This window comes from Sphingobium sp. MP9-4, assembly GCF_005281675.1.
Taxonomy (GTDB): domain Bacteria; phylum Pseudomonadota; class Alphaproteobacteria; order Sphingomonadales; family Sphingomonadaceae; genus Sphingobium; species Sphingobium yanoikuyae.
The window spans coordinates 39,200-55,549 of the sequence record NZ_LUFI01000022.1 but is presented as its reverse complement, the minus strand read 5'-3'; the positions used below and the strand labels follow the sequence as shown (position 1 = coordinate 55,549).

The following is a 16,350-nucleotide window of genomic DNA, read 5'->3' as shown; positions in this document are numbered from 1 at the left end:
CAGGTGGAAGGGCAATCGCCATGACGGCGCGTGCGGATTTTGACGAAGCGATGCTTGACCAGGCGATTGCCTGGCAGGCGGCGCTCGAGCACGACGATGCGGATTGGGACGGCTATCTCGCGTGGCTGGAGGCAAACCCCCGGCACCGGGAAGCCTTTGATTCGATTGCCCTGGTCGATGCTGCTGTCCGCGAACATCGGGACGTTCTGAGCCATGAGCCTTCTCCTCCTGTCGCCGAAATCGATCCAAGACACCGTTGGAAGCCGAGACTGGTGATGGGCGGTGCTCTCGCCGCTTGCCTGGCGCTTGCCGTTGCGCTCCCGACATTCTGGCAGACATCCAGACCCATTGCCTACAGCAACGAAGGCTCGGCGCCGCGCATGATCGCTCTGGCCAGCGGCACCAGCGTCACCCTGTCGCCGGGAAGCGCCATTCTGGTATCGGCAAAGAATGACGGGCAAATCGAGCTTGCGAAGGGGGAGGCCTATTTTGACGTCCGCCACGATCCCTCGCGCGTCCTGACCGTATCGGCCGGCAACTATCGCGTTACCGATATTGGCACCCGCTTTTCGGTCAATCTTGCAAACTCTGCCTTGCGGGTCGGTGTCGCACAGGGGGCGGTTTCCGTCGCCGGCGCGCAGACCGCTTCGGCAGTCAGGGTCGATGCCGGCCATCAGTTGGTCGGCAAGGATGGTCTATTGACACTCAGCACGGTAGAGCCCTCCCAAGTGGGAAGCTGGCGCAGTGGCCGGCTGACCTATACGAATGCGCCGCTTGCAATGGTGGCTGGCGACATCGAACGATATTCGGGCAAGAGGATTTCTGTCGATTCCGCGCTGGAGAACAAGCATTTTTCGGGCATTCTTGTCATCGGTGACGGATCGAAACTTGCCAGCGACCTGGCGGCCGTCATGGGGCTCGAAGTGCGTCAGCAAGGCGATCTTGTGCATATTGCTGCTGGCCGGTGAGATTGGCCCGGAAACGGTTCTTGCACGCGCACCGGTAGTCAGTCTCGATATCGCGCCCGGGCCGCTCATGGCCGCGATGGACAAATTCTCCGCCTCGACGGGTATCTCCATCGGCTTCAAGGCCAATGTCACACAACTGAAAACGCGTGGTGTGAAAGGGCGCTTGTCGCCCGAGGAAGCCCTGGCGCGGTTGCTCGAAGGAACCGGACTTCAAGCGCTCAGGATCGGTGATCGCCTCTATCGTATCGAGCCCAAGCCGGCGGTAATCGCAGTCCGACAATCCCCTCGCACGCCTGCCCCCACAGTGGCGCCTGCGGCAAGTGAAATCATCGTGACCGCGCAGAAGCGGCCACAGCCGCTCGCGAATATCCCCTTATCAGTATCCGTGCTGTCGCTTGATCCGCTGGGGGGAGCGAGAAGTCCGACGTCCCGCGACATCAGCCTCGACATGGAAGGCCTGGCCATGACCAACATGGGACCAGGGCGTAACCGACAGTTTATCCGCGGGGTTGCCGACAGCCCATTCAACGGCCTGAGCCAATCGACGGTTGCAGTCCAGGTCGATGAGGCAAGGGTGACATTCAATGCGCCGGATCCCGATCTCCGGCTCATCGATGTCGATCGGATCGAAGTCCTCAAGGGACCGCAAGGGCCGCTCTATGGTTCGGGCGCACTGGGTGGCATCTATCACATCGTCACCAGAAAGGCCGAACTGGATGACAGCTATGCCCTGGCGCGACTGTCAGCTCAGGCCGTTCAGCATGGCGAATTGGGCACGGGCGCCGAGGGCATCATGAACCTGCCTGTCGTCGATGGCCGCCTGGCATTACGCGCCGTGGGCTATCGTCTTCTGGAAGGCGGCTGGATATCCAATGATGGTTCCGACAAGGCGACCAATTCAACGGAGACCGTCGGCGCGCGGATAGCGCTGCGATGGCAGCCCTCAGAGCGATGGACGGTCGATGCAGGCTTCATGCTGCAGGACATCAATGCGCGCGACAGCCAATATGTGCTTCAATCCGACGAAATGCTGTCGCGTGATCATCCCATTGCCGAGCCCACCGACAATGATTTCAAGCTGTGGCATGGCACCGTCAAAGGCAATATCGGTACGCTGGAACTGACGTCGGCGACCAGCTATGTCGAGCATGGTTTCGACTATATTCTCGATGCCAGCAGCGCTGCCGACCAGTTCGGATTGACGGGCCAGGTCCGGTTCGACGATGATCGTCGATATACGGTGCTGAACCAGGAACTGCGCATCGCACCTCAAGGCGAGCAGCATTGGCTTGCTGGCCTTTCCTACCTTCGGGCGACCACTCGAGGGGAGGCTTCCGTCACCCCGGAAGGGGGCGATCCCGCCATAGTGGAAATCTACGATCGGCAGGTTGTCGAATATGCGATATTCGGTGAAGCGACCTTGCCGCTCTTCAATCGCCTGGATGCGACGATCGGCGCGCGCCTGTTTCAGAGCATCACGCGCGATGGAACCGGTGACGAACCCAGGATCACGCCCGTTCGTGCGCGCAAGACCATCCTGTCTCCCAGCGCTGCAATCTCCTATCGATTGAACGGATCAGGTATTGTCTATCTCCGCTATGCAAGGGCGATGCGTCCTGGAGGTCTGGCGCCTGCGGAAACCACGTCGGCGCGCCAATTCGATGCGGACGAATTGAGCACCTTCGATCTTGGCTTTCGCAAGACTGCCTTTGATGGTCGCTGGTCCCTTTCAGCTAGCACCTATTACACGCTCTGGAACGACATCCAGTCGGACTATCTGCTCGAAGATGGGCTGGTCTCTACCCGCAATGCAGGCAAGGGACGGATCATCGGAGCCGAGATCGCTCTGGATTGGAATCTGGGCAATGGCTTTACCATTTCCGCCGGTGGCAGCGCGCAGTCGGCCTTGCTCACGCGTGCGGCCGATGGCGTCAAGCTCGATGATCGCAGCCTTCCCATAGCCCCGGCCTTCGCTGGCCGGGCATCTTTTGGCAAATCCTTCGCCTTGGCCGGTGGCTGGCAGGCCAGGACCGGGCTGCAGGCCAATTATATCGGGAAAGCAAGATTGTCCTTCGACGATGATCTGGACCGAAGCATGGGCAATTATGCGACCGCGTCCGCCCATGCAGAGGCGACGCGAGGCCACTGGACCCTCAGCGTCAATATGGACAATCTGTTCGATATTCGGGGTGACAGCTTCTCCTTCGGCAATCCTTTCGCGATCCGGGAGGAAGCGCAATATACGCCAATCCGACCTCGCACCCTTACACTCGCCCTGGCGCGATCCTGGTAAGAGGCTGGCGATTGCGCAATTGATAGGTCGCAGAATAACCCACATGGTCAGACAGCATGGTTCCGTCCGGTTCATGGCCGAACGGGACATCGATGCTGCTCAACTCGAGGTCGGTACGTCGGCCAGGTGTGAAAAACTGCCAGTCGCGGGCGCGCTTCCTTGAAAAACGCGCATCGGCCGAAAGAGCGATGCCACGACGGGCCGCTTCTCCATAGGCGTCGTCAATATCGCCATCCTGACACCATCTGGACTGAGCCCTGGAGAGCAGCATTTGCTTGCGCGCTGGAACGCTGCCCACATTAAAGTCCCCAGCAACGATCAGGGGCCGCGATGGATCATGCGCGCTCGTAATGAAGTTGGTGAGATAATCGACCTGCAATCGGTAGGCGGCCAGCGATCGGTCATCCTGGACCCGTGACGCACGCCTGCTGTTCAGATGCGTCGTGACGATATCGACCCTGTCCCATTGCCCGGGGAGAGCGACGCTGACCAGCAGCGCGCCCTTGTTTGCCAGACAATCAAATCCTGCACAGGCAAAGGCCGGGAAGGCCATTTTCCGGACGCCCGCAATCGGATAATCGGACAGGATCTGAAGCCCGCTTCCGACATATTTGCCGAGCGTTTCACCATGATACCATGCGGCAGCGTCTGTCAGAGCATGCGAGCCGGACGGCAGATTTCCCTGTCCAGGCATCTGCGCGCCCGGACCTTCCACTACATATCGGTAGCCCGCTGCCCGGCCGATCGCCCGAGCGTCAGTCGTAAAGGCTTCCTGCAGAACGATGATGTGAGGTTGCGTCCCATCCTCGCGCATGGTCCGCAAATGCTGCACAATCTGCGCGAATGCCTGTGTCCGCCCTCTTGCGACGGGCCAGGGCAGACCATGGATATTATAGGTCAGCACGGACAAATGCCCGTCGAAAGGCAGCGGGAGCCTGGGCGTCAGATCCGGCGATGACGGGGTCGGTGCCGCAGCGCCGAGCATGCCCATGAGCGAAGCTGCGATCAGAACTGCCTTCGAGGTCCGCAAATTGTGTCTCCCGTATTCGCCGCCTGCGACGATGCGAATGCACGGGCACCTCAGTTTCCATCACGGAAAAAATTGCTGGGCTTGAAGCTGAGGTCTCCATCTCACCACGCCGTCGAGGCACGCAACGGGGAGATGTGAGCTGATGATTATATCTGCGCATCATGCGTTCGGGATCGTGACGCTGGTCTTATTCGGAGCTTTTGAAGCCATGCCGGCTCGAGCCGCCAATGAAGATCCACGCTATGCTCCCCTACTGGTAGCGAGCAATGCCAGGCTCTTGCACGGGATACCGGTTGCGCACGCCCCCAAGACCTACGCGCTTGCCGTCGCGACGCCCACCGATCATTTCGATCTGGCACGGGTCAGATCCCGTTCGCTCAATCTGCTGCTTGGTCCTTCCAGCCTGCGTCTGTCCGCCAACCGTGCCGCATCCTTTGTTCATCAGGATGGAAGCGCTGATCAGGATCGCTGGTCCTTGAGAAGCATATCCTTCAATGCGGCCATACCATTGATGGATATGCTGAACCTGTCGCTGAACGGGGATTACGCGCATATGGGGCGACGCCTCCATGTCGTGGAGATCAACCCCCGCCGGTTGTCGACCAATATTGCCAGTATCGGGCTTGCCATCGACGATGCGCGGGGCTCTCGCCTTTCCTTGGACTATCGGTCCATCTCTCGCCCGTCACGGCATGATGCCCTTACTCGCCTGGCGGAGACGCTGGGGGGCGCCCCATTGACCGGTTCTGGCCCTGAGCTTGCCCTTGCCAGTCCGGCACCGGGGGTCTCCGGATCGATCGATTGGCGCCTTTGCGTCAGTGACATGCGTCGCCCCGCAATGGATCTCACCGGCCTGGAGGGATCAGCCATTGTCAACGATGCGCGCGCCCTGGCCAGCTTTCGCTATCATCTATGAAAGAGAAGCGACTTCTATTCTCGATCCACGACGTCGGACCAGCTTTTGAGGGCCAGGTGGATCGCCTCGTCGATCATGTCGCCCCCTATGTGCGGCTTGACCGGACCGCGATGCTGGTGGTCCCCAACCATTGGGGCGATCATCCTATTTCGGCGCGCTCACCCTTTGCTGGCCGGGTTCGCCGATGGGCGGAAAGCGGCGCGGAGATTTTCCTGCATGGCTGGTTTCACCGTGACGGAGCCAGCCACGGCGGCCTTGGCGCCCGGTTCAAGGCTCAGCACATGACAGCTGGCGAGGGAGAATTTCTCGGACTGGATCTCGCCACGGCCCGTCAGCGGCTTGCAGACGGGCGGGCCCTGATCGAGGAGATTACCGGTCAACCGATTGCCGGCTTTGTTGCGCCGGCCTGGCTGTATGGAGAACCCGCCCTGACAGCGCTTGAGGAACTCGGTTTCCCAATTGCGGAAGATCATATGAAGATTTGGTCACCCATGACTGGGCAAACTCTGGCGCGTGGACCGGTCATGACATGGGCCAGCCGGAGCAAACTCCGCATGGCATCATCCCTGGCGGTCGCATATCTCCTACCGCCGCTATTGCACCGGTCGGAGAATTTCAGGGTCGCCGTCCATCCCGGTGACACGACCCAGCCGGCTATCATGCTCAGCATCAATGATGTTCTGCAGCGGGCGGTCCTGACCCGCCGGCCGAGCCGCTATGGGCATTTGCTGGACGATTGAACCGAATATGCGCGTGCTGACATTTCTTCACAGCTTCGAAGCCGGCGGCGTGGAACGTATCGCGCTGCGTCTTGTCCGCGCCTGGCGGGGCGCCGGTATTGAAGCCCCTCTCTTCATGGGTCGGTCCGATGGCCCGATGCGGAACGAACTCGCCCGCGCGCTCGAATTCCATCAGCCACGCCAGCCCCCCTTTTCCACCAGGCGGTTCGAGACGCTGTGGATGATGATTACCCTGCCGGCCGTCATTCGGCGGCTCCAGCCTGATCTGCTATTTTGTGCCGGCAACAGCTACACGGTCGTTGCGCTGGCGATGAAATTGCTGCTTGGCAGGCGTTGTCCCCCTATTGTCGCCAAGATCAGCAATGATCTCGAGCGCAGGGATATGCCCATGCCGATCCGCACGCTGTATCGGCTATGGGTGCGCCTCCATGCCCGGTTCATCGATCATTTCGTGGGTATGGAACATGCAATGGAAAGGGAGATATCCTCCGCCATCCACATCCCATCGAGATGCATCTCCATCATAGCCGACCCTGCGATCGACCAGCGCCAACTCGAGACTTTACGAGCCGGTGCCACTGGCCGTCGACGGCAGGAAAATGAGGGCCTTCAATTCGTGGCGGTCGGAAGGCTTGTCCCGCAGAAGAATTTCGGGCTCATGCTTCGCGCCTTCGCCGTCGCTGCAACAACGCGCGATTGCCTGACGATATATGGAGACGGGCCGGAGCGCGAACGCCTGGCTGCGCTGGCCCTGCAACTAGGCATAGAAGATCGGGTTCGTTTCAAGGGCCATGTGCCCGATCCGGCGAGGCACCTCACCGGATTCGATATTTTCTTGCTATCGTCCAATTATGAGGGCGTACCAGCGGTGATCATCGAAGCGCTCGGCGCCGGACTTCCGATCATCGCGACCGATTGCAGTTCCGCCATGTCCGAACTCACGCAACATGGACGTCTGGCGACGCTCGTCCCTGTCGGCAATCTCTATGATCTGGCTGCTGCGATCGCTGCAGCCCGCCGCATGGATCAATGCGAGGATGCCAGCTATTCCCAGGCGAAACGTTTCACGATCGAACAGGCATGTGGCGATTATATCACCTGTTTTAAACATGTTACATACAACTCTATCTCCGAAAATAATTGCCATCCGCAAGCTGAGGTTCGGTCCTGAGTGCGCCGTCCCATGGGTGACGCAACTATCAAGAGACGATCATGACGGACCCGAATTCAGGTGGTTCAGTCCTTTCCTCAAATCTCGTTTTCCAGCCCACGGTGCCAGCCATTGGCACCATGATCTCGCCAGAGCCGCTGATACGGACAGGGCGCAACTGGACGATATGGGCGGGGCCGATCATCTCGCTGCTGATCCTGCTGGCGGTCCTGCAGCAGTTCAGGGGCCTGGACACGGCCCACCTCCTGCAGCTTCTGCCGACAACACCCATATTCTGGACCGCGTTCGCCGCCTATTATCTTGCCGGCCCGATCTCGGAATGGGTCATTTTTCGGCGACTCTGGCATATTCCAGCGGCGGGCTTCGGCGCGCTTCTTCGCAAGCTGGTGAGCAACGAGATTCTGCTGGGCTATCTTGGCGAGGTCTACTTTTACGCATGGGCCAGGCGTAGCGCCGACATCAGGTCCGCACCCTTTGCGGCGCTCAAGGACGTCACCATCCTGTCTGCGCTCGCCGGCAACGTCGTGACGCTGATCATGATGATCTTCGCCTTCCCGCTTCTGGGCAGCGGCGTCGCGGGGATTGGCAGATGGGAGATATCGGGATCCATCTTCTTCGTCCTGCTGACGTCCATGCTTGCCATGCTTTTGCGCAATCGGCTGTTCGCGCTGCCTCGGCACGAACTGTGGCTGATTTCCGCCATTCACGTGCTGCGTATCCTGGCCACGACATTGCTGGCCGCCATGATGTGGCACCTGCTGCTCCCCTCGGTGGACCTGAGCATGTGGATCATCCTTGGAACGATCAGACAGTTGCTTTCCAGGCTGCCCCTGCTTCCCAACAAGGACGTCGTCTTTGCGGGTGTGGCCGCTTTCTTGATCGGACGGGACAGCGACATTGTTTCGGCGATGGCTTTGATGGCCACGCTGATTCTTGCCGCGCATCTTGTTGTCGGTCTGCTTCTGGGAATGAACGGCCTGATCAAGGATCGGACATGATCCTGTTTGCCATGATGTCCGCTGCGCCGATCCCTTCATCGCCAGATCTGGGCAAGGCTGAGGGGCTCTGTCGGCCAAATGAAAGCGGGTCAGCCTTTCTCGTGTCGGTCGAGGGACTGAAGGACCGCAGGGGACGCCTCAAGCTTGAGCTCTACCCAGCAAATGACGCCGATTTTCTCGCCGACGACAATATCCTGATTTCGGAAGGTAAGGTGTTTCGGCGGGTCGAGGAAACCGTCCCCTCCCAGGGGTCAGTGACGCTGTGCATCCGGGCACCAGGCCCCGGCGTCTACGCGATCAGCTTGATGCATGATCGCGATGCCAACCGGAAATTCTCGCTCTCGATCGACGGCGTAGGTTTTGCGGGCAATCCCAAACTCGGATTGTCGAAACCGTCAGCGGCAAAGGCATCGGCGCGCGTAGGCGCCGCTCCGGCCCATATTCCCATCAGGCTCAATTACCGGCGCGGCCTGTTTTCCTTCGGACCTTTGGAGCGCTAGCCCATGCGAATTGTCGACGTTTGCGCTTTTTATGCGCCGCAGGGCGGCGGGGTTAAGACCTATGTAGAGCGGAAACTGCATGCCGGCGCAGCGGCGGGGCATGACATAATCATCCTTGCGCCGGGCGAGAAACTGGCGCGGCGGCCTGCGCGCGGCGGGAGCGTCGTGACCATTCCAGCCAAGCGTTTTCCGCTGGATCGGCGCTATCATTATTTCGATGATGAGGCAGCGCTGCATCGCATGCTGGACGCGCTTGCCCCCGACCTGGTCGAAGCATCGTCGCCATGGTCGAGTGCCTCCATGGTTGCACGCTGGCGCGGCGATGTCCCGCGCGCACTGGTAATGCATGCAGATCCTCTGTCGGCTTACGCCTATCGCTGGTTCGGCAATGTTGCGCCGCGGGCAGCCATCGACCGGGGCTTTGACTGGTACTGGCGACATTTGCGACGGCTCGGACAGGCTTTCGACATGGTCGTGAGCGCAAATGACAGTCTTTCCGCGCGCCTGCGCGCCGGGGGCGTCGGTTCGGTCTGTACCGTCCCCATGGGGGTAGAGCCCCATATTTTTACCCCGTCGCATCGCGACGCAGCTTTGAGGCGGCATCTTCTCGCGCGATGCGGCCTGGATGAAAATGGCCTGCTGCTGATGGGGGTCGGCCGGCATGCACCCGAGAAGCGATGGCCAATGGTCATACAGGCTGCGACGCTCGCCGGTTACCGTCGGCCCGTCGGCCTGGTGCTCCTGGGTGATGGTCGGGACAGCGCGCGGGTGCGCCGTGCAGCCGCGCACAACCCGCATATCCATCTGCTGGCGCCGACGACCGACCGGCGGCGACTCGCGAGCCTGCTGGCAAGCGCCGATGCCCTCGTCCACGGGTGCGAGGCAGAGACCTTCTGCATGACCGCCGCCGAAGCGCGCGCCAGCGGCGTCCCCGTGATCGTGCCCGATGAAGGAGGCGCTGCCGATCATGCGCGTTCAGGAATCGGTCTCCGTTTCCGTGCAGGTGACACGGCAAGTCTGGTTGAAGCGATAGAAAATTTCGCAGCTACCGATCCGGACATTTGGCGTAGTCGAGCCGCAACCGCGGCAGCTTCAGTCACCACGATGGACGAGCATTTTTCTTGGCTGTTCGAGGCCTATTCCTCGCTGCGAACTGCTGTGCGCCATGCAGCCTGAAACCTCCGCATCGAAAATGGCGCCCTTACCCGGCCAACCGCCCGCACAGCGCGGCCGCCTCCGCCGCAGAAATCTTGTGAGGTTCGATGTGGAACCCGAAAAGAAGCATCCCGTCCTATCTTCCCTCGAACCCGCCTTCCAGCGCCAATGCACCTGTCGGTGCTGGCCCCTCATGGTCAGGATCATATGGTGGGCGCTCAGAAACGATCGTTGATAGCGTAGGGCAGGAGAGGGGGATGGCGCCCTCCAGATCGTTATCGGACCATTAGTTTCAACGAGCGCAACAGCATTTCCCATAATTTTCGCTGCACAGGCATTTCTCGACTGAGGCACCCCTTGGATGACGCCGTCCTGCCGGCACGGGCATCCAGCCTGGCAGGGGATCTTCATGCGGCTTTTCATCGTAATTGCAGTATTTTGCTGTGTCCTGCTCACGCCGCGATTTGCTCAGGCGTCCGACCGGACGTGGCGCGATACCAGTAATATCGGTCGAGACGCGCTGGTGATTGCCGCGCTCGGCACGCCCCTCGTTCAGGAGGATTGGCAGGGCGCGCTTCAGGCAAGTGGAAGTGTCGGTGCCGCGACGCTGGTGTCTCTTGGACTGAAGGATATCTTTCCCGAAACCCGCCCGGATGGCAGCGACCGGCGGAGCTTTCCGTCCACCCATACCGCCACTTCCTTTGCGGCAGCTGCAACGCTCCAGAACCGCTACGGCTGGAAAGTCGGGCTTCCAGCCCATCTGGTTGCGACCATCGTCGGAATCTCTCGTGTCCAGGGTACCAAACATCACTGGTATGATGTCGCTGCCGGGGCCCTTCTGGGCGAAGCATCAGGCCTGCTTCTCACGACCAGGCGCAACAACAATATTCGAATGCTTCCCTGGAGCGATGGGCAGGGGGGCGGGATTGCAATGGCTTTGCGATTTTGAGGGCTGTAGCCACTTTTCCAGCAAAGATGGACAAATGGTATAGTTGGCGAGATTTGGACGCCAGACAAGTTCGATAGGGCTCGAACCGATCCATTTATCGGTGAGCAGCATGATCCGAACGACCTCTCTCCTATTTCTGCCATTGAGCGCGCTCGTAATGCTCGGCGCCTGCAGTCAGCAGGGCAAGCAGTCTTCTTCGCCTCCATCCCATGGTGAGGTTGTCGCGCATGAGACCGAACTGGTCAGGCTGACGCTGAAGCCCGAAGCTGTAAAAAGGCTCGGCATCGAGACGACCAGGGTTGGTGCGGGAACGGCTGCGCTGGCGCGAGAAACGAGCGGCGAAATCGTCGTTCCCAATGGGACTGGTGGCGTACCCACCGGTGCTCTCAGCAATCTGGCACAAATTGGTGCCAGCCAGGCGAGCGCCGACGGCGAGGTCGAGCGGACGCGCGCGCAGGTTCGGCTCGCGCGCATTGCGCTGGAACGCGCCAGCAGGCTCGTTGCAGAAGAAGCTGGAAGCGTCAGGGCGCGGGACGAGGCTGCGGCAGCGCTCGCAACAGCCCAGGCCCAGGCCCAGGTTGCGATCGAGCAACGACGCTTGCTCGGGCCCGCGGTTGCGTCGTTGGGCAACCAGTCACGTCTCTGGGTCCGCGTTTCCGTCGCCGGCACAGATGTTGCTGCCATCAACCGCAATGCATCCATCATCGTCGCGCCCCTGGGAACAACGCAGGGAGGACGCAAAGGGACACCGGTTCAAGCCCCGCCGTCGGCCAATGCAGTAGCTGGTACGGTCGACCTCTATTATGCGCTCGATAATAGCGACCAATTCTGGCGCGTGGGACAGCGCGTCGGCATTCGACTTCCCCTCGGCAAGACCCAGGAAGGGCTTTCCGTCCCAGCCAGTGCGATCGTGCGGGACATTTACGGCGGAGAATGGGTCTATCTCCAGACGGCGCCGGGCAATTTCATCCGGCAGCGCATCGAAGCCCTGTCGAGCGGGCAGGATGGCGCTGTCGTCATCCGCGGCCTGGCGCCTGAAGCACAGGTAGTTTCGGTCGGCGCCATGGAACTGTTCGGCACCGAATTCGGAGTGGCGCACTGATGCTCGCCTGGCTCGTCCGCAGCGCACTTCAGCAGCGCGTCATCGTTCTTGTTCTTGCCGCTATCCTGGTCGTGCTCGGACTGCGGGCATCGACCGATGTGCCGCTGGATGTCTTTCCAGAATTTGCGCCGCCGATCGTGGAGATTCAGACCGAAGCGCCAGGGCTCTCGACGGAGGAAGTCGAAAGCCTCATTACCGTTCCGATCGAAACCCAGGTGAATGGCGTGCCTGGTATAGCCACGCTGAGGTCCAAGTCGGTCCTGGGTCTTTCGTCCGTGGTCATTCTCCTGGAGCGCGGCGCGGATGTCTTCCGTGCAAGGCAGATGGTGCAGGAGCGGGTTACCCAGGCACAGGCTCGACTGCCTGCTGCCGCACGCCCTCCGATCATGCTGGCCCCGCTTTCGTCGACCAGCCGCGCCATGAAGATCGGCATTTCCTCGAAAAAGCTCGATCAGATGGAACTGTCCGAACTGGTTCGCTGGACTATTCGACCCAGGCTGATGTCCGTGCCTGGCGTCGCCAATGTCGCCATGTGGGGCATGCGCGATCGTCAGCTTCAGGTTCTCGTCGACCCTGACAAGCTACGTGCGGCTGGGGTCACTCTCAACGAACTGCGCCTGGCAACCGGTGATGCCGTCCTGGTGGGAGGCGGCGGCTTTGTCGACAACGCCAATCAGCGCCTCGCGGTGCAGCAGCCAAGCGCCGTTCAAACAGCCGACGACCTTGCTCGGACTGTCGTCAAATTGACCGGCGATGCACCGATCCGCGTAGGCGATGTTGCCCGGGTGACCGAGAGCTATGCCGCGCCGATCGGGAACGCGATCATTGATGATGGGCCAGGCATCATGCTCATCGTAGAGAAGCAGCCGACAGGCAACACTCTCGAACTCACGCGCTCGGTCGAAGCTGCCCTGGAGGAGCTCAAGCCCGGTTTGCAGGACGTCAAGGTCGACAGCAGCATCTTCCGACCTGCGACCTTCATCGAACGCTCGATCGACAATCTCACCCGCGCACTCGCGATTGGTTGCTTCCTCGTGGCGGTCGTTCTGTTTCTTTTTACCCGGGACTGGCGGCAGGCGATTATCAGTCTGGTCGCCATTCCCCTGTCGTTGCTCGGTGCCGGGCTCGTCCTGCTCTGGAGCGGGGCGACCATCAATACCATGGTTATTGCCGGTCTGGTGATCGCGCTTGGAGAGGTCGTCGACGATGCCATCATCGACGTCGAGAATATTGCCCGGCGGCTCCGCCTCAACCGCGAGGCCGATAATCCCAGGACGCCATTCGAAGTCGTACTGGCAGCGTCGCTAGAGGTGCGCTCTGCGGTGGTTTTCGCGTCGCTGATCGTGATGTTGGTCTTTCTCCCCATCTTCTTCCTGGGCGGGGTCGCGGGCACATTCTTCCAGCCGCTCGCCATTGCCTATGTCCTGGCGATCGCAGCATCGCTGCTGGTTGCGCTCGTCGTAACCCCTGCCCTTTGCCTGTTTCTGCTACCCAATGCTCCGGTCAAACATGAAGGTGACACGCGTTTCGTACGAGCGCTCAAGGGGCGTTATGGAGCAATGCTGCCTCGTATCATTGCCGCACCGCGTGCGGTTATGATCGTGATCGGAGCGGGCCTGCTTCTGGCGGGTGTTGGCTATGCGACTTTCAAGGATCAGTTCCTGCCGGAATTCCGCGAAACCGATTTCCTCATGCACTGGCTCGAAAAACCCGGAGCCTCCATCGAAGCCATGGATCGGATCACCATCCGGGTTTCCAAGGAGCTTCGTGCGATCCCGGGCGTCCGTAATTTCGGCGCACATATCGGGCGGGCGGAAGCGGCCGACGAGGTGGTCGGCCCGAACTTCACCGAGTTGTGGATAAGTCTCGACGAGAAGGCGGACTATGACGGCAGCGTGGCCAGGATCAAGGAGGTGATAGAAGGCTATCCTGGGCTCTTCCGGGATGTGCTCACCTATCTGCGCGAACGGATCAAGGAAGTTCTGTCCGGTGCAAGCGCGACGGTTGTGGTGCGGATCTTTGGCCCCGATCAGAATGAGCTTCGTGCTGCTGCGGACCGGATCAAGCAACAGGTAGCCGGAGTGGAAGGCGTAGCGGACCTCAAGGTCGAGCAGCAGGTTCTGGTCCCGCAGATCCGCATCCGTCCCCGCAGCGGCGATCTGGCAACCTTCGGCCTGACGCCGGGCGAGGTGCGCCGCCAGGCACAATCCCTCGTTGCCGGGCAGAAGCTTGGCGAGATTTACCGCGATCAGAAAGCCTTTGACGTGGCGCTCTGGGGAGAGGCAGCGACCAGAGGCGACATGCATGCCCTCGCTGATCTGATGATCCAGACGCCCAACGGCGGTGCGGTACGCCTGCGCGATGTGGCGGACGTGGCAGTGGTGCCTGCTCCCAATGAAATCAAGCGCGAGGATGGTCAACGACGCCTCGATGTGACGCTCAACGTCAGTGGTGCGGACCTGGGCACAGTCGCCCAGGCGGTTGAGTCCATCGTGGCCAGGACCCGCTTTGCTCAAGGCTATCATGCCAAGGTCCTTGGCGAATATGCAGCACTCAAGGAGTCGCGCCAGCGACTTTGGACGACCGGCCTATTCTGTCTTGTCGGGATATTGGTGCTGGTGTGGATGGAGTTCCGCTCTCACCGGATCACTGCGCTGGTTGCGGTCAGCCTTCCTTTCGCGCTGGTCGGTGGCGTTGTGGCGGTGGCGTTCACCGGCAGCCTCTTGTCGCTGGGATCACTCGTCGGCTTCGTCACCGTCATCGGCATCGCGGCACGCAACGGCATCATGCTCCTGTCGCATTATCACCATTTGCGTGTTCATGAGGGAGAGGCTTTTGGTCCATCGCTTGTTCTGCGCGGAGCAGAAGAGCGGCTGGTTCCCATCCTCATGACTGCAGCCTGCGCGGGCCTTGCGCTTGTGCCGCTGATCGTGGCGGGGAACGCGCCGGGCCATGAAATCGAACATCCCATGGCGATCGTCATTCTTGGTGGACTTGTATCATCCACGCTCCTCAATCTTTTCCTGATGCCTGCCCTCTACGCTCGGTACGGCGAGGATGCGGCTGGGCCGGCCGAGCCCTCGCCCCAAGATGCTCGCATGAAGGGAGCAGCAATATGAAAACGGCCATCCTTCACGCGTGCCTGATGACTGCTGGACTCCTGGCAAGCGGCTGTGTCTCCCAGCAAGGCGCGCCACCCGCATCGGGCCTTACCCAGGCTCCGCCTCCCTTTTCGCGTGGCGAACATGTGATCGACCGACCCTTGCCGGAAAACTGGTGGCAGCTTTTCAATGACAGCCAACTCGATGCGCTTGTTGAAGCGAGCCTCGCAGCTAATGCCGATCTTCGCGCAGCCTTTGCCAATCTCGAAGCAGCGCGCGCTGCGACCCGGCAGGCGGACGCAGCGCGACTTCCGCAACCGATCCTCGAAAGCAGCGCAGCGATCGACAATCCTGCAGGGCAGCCAAGCGCAGCCAATGTGTCGAGCAGTGATTATGATGCCGCAGCAACCATAAGCTGGGATATCGATCTGTTCGGTCGGCTGCGTGCGGGAGCGCTGGCCGCCCGCGCTGACGCGCAGGCGCAAGCGGCCGCGCTGGATGGTGTGCGCGTGGCCGTGGCGGCAGATACCGTGCTCGCTTACATCGATCTATGTGCGGCGCGTCAGAATGGGGCGGTGGCCTACAAGATTGTCGATGCGCAGGAACGCAATCTCAAGGCCGTTCGCGAACAATTGTCGGCAGGGGAAGTGTCTCCCCTTGAGGTCGCGCAAGCCGCCAGCCTGCTTGAAGCATCGAGAGCTACGATCCCGGCTTTCGATGCCGCTGCCGCCAGCGCAAGATTCCGGCTCGCAACGCTTCAGGGCTTGCCGCCTACCACCCCCCAGATGGCCAAGGTTGATTGCACGCTGCTGCCCAGAGCGAGCAGCGAAGTGCCAATAGGCGACGGTGCTGCACTGCTGGCACGTCGGCCCGATATTCGCGAAGCAGAGCGCAAGCTTGCTTCGGCAACAGCCAAGATCACCATCGCGCGGGCCGAACTCTATCCCAGGATCACGCTGGGCGGCGCATTGGGACTTCTGTCCGGCGCTTTTTCTGCCAGTGCCTCACCGCTAATTTCCTGGTCCTTCCCCAACCAGGCGCCGGCGCGCGCCAAGATCGCGCAGGCGCAGGCAGCCGAACGCGCTGCGCTGGCTTCGTTCGACAACGCCGTTCTGCGCGCCCTCAGGGAAGTCGAAACCGGACTTGCAGGCCTACAAAGCGAAGCCATCCGGAACCAGGCGCTTGATCGGGCAAGAGAGGCAGCAGGGCTTTACGCCCGTCGAACCAGTGCCCGGGCCAGGATTGGCGACGCGTCGCCATTGCTGGTGATCGATGCCGAACGAACCCTTGCAACGGCTGCTCTTCAAAAGGGACAGTCGGATCATCTGCTGGCACAATCCTATATCTCCCTGTTCCGTGCGCTGGGCGGTGGATGGCAGCGAGCACCTGAGCCGCTCGATCCGGTCAGGGTGATGGAGTAGAAGAAC

The 16,350-nt window shown here is 60.9% G+C and carries 13 protein-coding genes; 12 read left to right on the top strand and 1 reads right to left on the bottom strand.

The annotated features are described in order from the left end of the window. Positions 1-20: 20 nt before the first annotated feature. Positions 21-968: a FecR domain-containing protein gene (locus A0U87_RS05605; protein ID WP_017183064.1), complete on the top strand. Its 948-nt coding sequence runs from the start codon at positions 21-23 to the stop codon at positions 966-968. Next, positions 874-3,261: a TonB-dependent receptor gene (locus A0U87_RS05600; RefSeq protein ID WP_234781520.1), complete on the top strand. Its 2,388-nt coding sequence runs from the start codon at positions 874-876 to the stop codon at positions 3,259-3,261. Before A0U87_RS05605 ends, A0U87_RS05600 begins: the two co-directional genes overlap by 95 nt. Here the strand turns inward: A0U87_RS05600 and A0U87_RS05595 are convergent. After that, entirely contained in the window at positions 3,233-4,291 is a 1,059-nt protein-coding gene (locus tag A0U87_RS05595; RefSeq protein ID WP_037509330.1) for an endonuclease/exonuclease/phosphatase family protein, read from the bottom strand. The genes A0U87_RS05600 and A0U87_RS05595 overlap by 29 nt on opposite strands. A gap of 142 nt (positions 4,292-4,433) precedes the next feature. Here A0U87_RS05595 and A0U87_RS05590 point away from each other — a divergent pair, with 142 nt between their 5' ends. The 10 genes from A0U87_RS05590 (at position 4,434) to A0U87_RS05545 (ending at position 16,344) form a co-directional block, all read left to right on the top strand. Further along, positions 4,434-5,207, top strand: a complete 774-nt coding sequence (locus tag A0U87_RS05590; RefSeq protein WP_037509331.1) for a hypothetical protein — start codon at positions 4,434-4,436, stop codon at positions 5,205-5,207. Beyond that, entirely contained in the window at positions 5,204-5,947 is a 744-nt protein-coding gene (locus A0U87_RS05585; RefSeq protein ID WP_037509333.1) for a polysaccharide deacetylase family protein, read from the top strand. Before A0U87_RS05590 ends, A0U87_RS05585 begins: the two co-directional genes overlap by 4 nt. Before the next feature lie 7 nt (positions 5,948-5,954). Further along, positions 5,955-7,118: a glycosyltransferase gene (locus A0U87_RS05580; protein ID WP_051887075.1), complete on the top strand. Its 1,164-nt coding sequence runs from the start codon at positions 5,955-5,957 to the stop codon at positions 7,116-7,118. 41 nt (positions 7,119-7,159) lie between these two features. Then, positions 7,160-8,116 (top strand): hypothetical protein, encoded by a 957-nt coding sequence (locus A0U87_RS05575; protein WP_230588555.1) that lies wholly within the window; start codon positions 7,160-7,162, stop codon positions 8,114-8,116. After that, positions 8,113-8,616 carry a DUF2141 domain-containing protein gene (locus A0U87_RS05570; protein ID WP_037509337.1) on the top strand — a complete coding sequence of 168 codons (504 nt, stop codon included), beginning with the start codon at positions 8,113-8,115 and terminating at the stop codon, positions 8,614-8,616. Before A0U87_RS05575 ends, A0U87_RS05570 begins: the two co-directional genes overlap by 4 nt. Before the next feature lie 3 nt (positions 8,617-8,619). Further along, on the top strand, positions 8,620-9,792 hold the full coding sequence (locus A0U87_RS05565; protein WP_037509339.1) for a glycosyltransferase: 1,173 nt from the start codon (positions 8,620-8,622) through the stop codon (positions 9,790-9,792). Between the two features lie 388 nt (positions 9,793-10,180). Beyond that, positions 10,181-10,720 (top strand): phosphatase PAP2 family protein, encoded by a 540-nt coding sequence (locus tag A0U87_RS05560; RefSeq protein WP_010338368.1) that lies wholly within the window; start codon positions 10,181-10,183, stop codon positions 10,718-10,720. A 109-nt stretch (positions 10,721-10,829) separates the two neighbouring features. Continuing rightward, a complete protein-coding gene (locus A0U87_RS05555) occupies positions 10,830-11,822 on the top strand; it encodes a hypothetical protein (protein ID WP_010338369.1) in 993 nt (330 codons plus the stop codon). Continuing rightward, the gene (locus A0U87_RS05550) at positions 11,822-14,941 is read left to right on the top strand and encodes an efflux RND transporter permease subunit (RefSeq protein WP_010338370.1); all 3,120 of its coding nucleotides are present in this window, start codon (positions 11,822-11,824) and stop codon (positions 14,939-14,941) included. The genes A0U87_RS05555 and A0U87_RS05550 overlap by 1 nt, the downstream gene beginning before the upstream one ends. Then, the gene (locus A0U87_RS05545) at positions 14,938-16,344 is read left to right on the top strand and encodes an efflux transporter outer membrane subunit (protein WP_029547837.1); all 1,407 of its coding nucleotides are present in this window, start codon (positions 14,938-14,940) and stop codon (positions 16,342-16,344) included. The genes A0U87_RS05550 and A0U87_RS05545 overlap by 4 nt, the downstream gene beginning before the upstream one ends. Positions 16,345-16,350: the final 6 nt, after the last annotated feature.